Below are 2,600 nucleotides of genomic sequence, written 5' to 3'. Positions count from 1 at the left end.
GGGTGATGGTGGACGCGGTCAACGCCGTGATCGACATCCCGCCGTCCGACATCGAACCGGCGCCACAGTTCGGCGCCCGCATCCGCCCCGAGTTCATTGCCGGCATGGGCAAGGTCAACGGCAAGTTCGTGATCCTGCTCAACACCGACCAGGTGCTGTCGGTCACGGAGCTGGAAGCGATGGCGCAGATCGGCGGCGCCACCGCGTAGGCCGCGCCGCAGCACCCCCACCGCACTACCGAGGACAGACCATGCTCAACAATATGACAGTGCGGGCCAAGTTGATCACCCTGATCAGCGTGAGCCTGCTGGCGCTGCTCATCGTGATGCTGATCGGCATACGCGGCATGCAGCATGGCGGCGAAATGCTGGACGACGTGGGCCGCAACAAGCTGCCCTCGGTGCTGAACCTGCAGGTGGTGAATGAAGGCCAGACTGCGCTGCGCTCGGCCAGCCGCGCGATCGACGCGCTGGCCGCCTATCCTGAGCAGTTCGCCGAAATCGAGCGCAACCTGCGCAGCAAGCATGAATTCTGGAGCCGCGTCGACAAGGCCTGGAAGATCTACGAGCGGCTGCCGCAGGACAGCGACGAGGCGGCGCTGTGGCAGCAGTTCAGCAAGGAGTGGGAGCTGTGGAAGGCGGCCGACCAGCGCTTCGACCAGGTGGCCGGCGACCTGCTGCGCGCCAGCGGCGCCGAGCAGCGCAAGGCCGGCTTCGTGACGCTGCACCAGGACCTGATCGCGCTGCGGCCGCTGTACAGCAACGCGGAAAACGCGCTGACCAAGCTGATCGAGCTGAACGAACGTCGCGCCACGGAGGCGGTGGCGGCGGCCGAGGCCCAGTCCAGGAACGCGCTGCTGCTCATGTACGGCACCGCCGCCGTGGCGCTGCTGGCGCTGTCGGCCATGGGCTGGCTGGTCTTGCGCGGCATCCTGCGCCAGCTGGGGGGCGAACCGGCGTACGCGGCCAGCGTCGTGCACGAAGTGGCGCAAGGCAATTTCGCGGTGGACGTGCGGCTGGCGGCGGGCGACAACAGCAGCCTGCTGCATTCGATGAAACAGATGGTGGACAAGCTGTTGGCGCAGATCGGCGGCGAACCGGCCTACGCGGCGCGCATCGTCAGCGAGGTCGCGCGCGGCGACCTGACGGTGCAGGTCAAGCTGCGTCCCGGCGACCAGGCCAGCCTGCTGTACGCGATGAAAACCATGGTCGACAAACTGGCCGCGGTGCTGACCGAGGTGAGCAGCGGCGCGCAGGCGCTGGCCAGCGCATCGGAAGAAATCAGCGCCACCGCCCAGTCGCTGTCGCAGGCCGCCAGCGAGCAGGCCGCCGGGGTCGAGGAAACCAGCGCCTCGGTCGAGCAAATGACGGCCTCGATCGCGCAAAACACCGAGAACGCCAAAGTGACCGACAGCATGGCCGGCCAGGCCTCGCTGCAGGCGGCCGAGGGCGGCTCGGCCGTCAAGTCCACGGTGGAAGCGATGACGCAGATCGCCAAGAAGATCAGCATCATCGACGACATCGCCTACCAGACCAATTTGCTGGCGCTGAACGCGGCCATCGAAGCGGCGCGCGCGGGCGAGCACGGCAAGGGGTTCGCCGTGGTGGCGGCCGAAGTGCGCAAGCTGGCCGAGCGCTCGCAGGTGGCGGCGCAGGAAATCGGCGAAGTGGCCGGCAGCAGCGTGGAACTGGCGCAGAAGGCTGGCCGGCTGCTCGACGAGATGGTGCCCAGCATCAAGAAAACCTCCGACCTGGTGCAGGAAATCACGGCGGCTTCCGAAGAGCAGTCGAGCGGCGTGGCGCAGATCAACTCCGCGATCGGCCAGCTTAGCCAGACCACCCAGCAGAACGCGTCCAGTTCCGAGGAGCTGGCCGCCACCGCCGAAGAGATGAGCGGGCAGGCCGAGCAGCTGCAGCAGGCAGTGTCCTTCTTCCGGGTCGACGGCAGCGAGCGGCAGGCGGCGCGGCGCGCCCCGGCGGCGGCGCCGCGCGGCCGCGTCTTCGCCCCCGCCAAGCGGGCGCCGGCCATGGAGGCCGCGCCCGACGACAGCAATTTCGTCCGTTTCTAGCGGGGCAGGGCGGGCCGCCCTCCGCGCGCCGGCCCGCACTTGCGCGCCAGGGCGGTATCGCCTAGCATGGCCGCCTCACCGAACCGGAGGAAGCGGCCATGGCCATCACCATTTACCACAACAACGCCTGCAGCAATTCGCGCGGCGCGCTGGCGCTGATACGCGAAAGCGGCGTCGAACCCGAAATCATCGACTACCTGAGCGCGCCACCCACGCGCGCGCGCCTGCAGGAATTGATCGCGCAGGCCGGCCTGACGGTGCGCGGCGCCATGCGCGACAAAGGCGAGCTGTACGAACAGCTCAAGCTGGCCGACCCGGGCCTGAGCGACGACGTCCTGCTGGACGCCATGGCGGCCCATCCCAGCCTGATCAACCGCCCCTTCGTCGTCACTCCCCGAGGCGTGCGCCTGTGCCGTCCCCCGGCCCTGGTCCACGAAATTCTCTAATAGCAAAATGCTGTAAAGCAAAATGCTGTAAAGCAAAATGGGGTCAGGGTTAATTATTCAGGAAATATTTCCTGAATAATTAACCC

At 67.3% G+C, this 2,600-nt stretch carries 3 protein-coding genes; all 3 read left to right on the top strand.

The window, feature by feature from the left end:
- Nucleotides 1-209 (top strand): chemotaxis protein CheW (locus tag AC6H42_RS25495; protein WP_497549249.1); only part of this gene is annotated, 209 nt, incomplete at its 5' end.
- Between the two features lie 41 nt (nucleotides 210-250).
- Nucleotides 251-2,068 carry a HAMP domain-containing methyl-accepting chemotaxis protein gene (locus tag AC6H42_RS25490; protein ID WP_497549248.1) on the top strand — a complete coding sequence of 606 codons (1,818 nt, stop codon included), beginning with the start codon at nucleotides 251-253 and terminating at the stop codon, nucleotides 2,066-2,068.
- A gap of 98 nt (nucleotides 2,069-2,166) precedes the next feature.
- Nucleotides 2,167-2,514, top strand: a complete 348-nt coding sequence (gene arsC / locus AC6H42_RS25485) for an arsenate reductase (glutaredoxin) (protein ID WP_057153471.1) — start codon at nucleotides 2,167-2,169, stop codon at nucleotides 2,512-2,514.
- Nucleotides 2,515-2,600: the final 86 nt, after the last annotated feature.

The sequence above is a fragment of the Massilia sp. NBRC 108631 genome (genome assembly GCF_059704565.1).
Note: the sequence above shows the minus strand (reverse complement) of the source record. Positions and strands in the feature narration are given on the sequence as shown.

Coding starts and splice junctions, on each gene's coding strand:
- AC6H42_RS25490 (WP_497549248.1), top strand. CDS start 251: ATGCTCAACAATATGACAGTGCGGGCCAAGTTGATCACCCTGATCAGC.
- arsC (WP_057153471.1), top strand. CDS start 2,167: ATGGCCATCACCATTTACCACAACAACGCCTGCAGCAATTCGCGCGGC.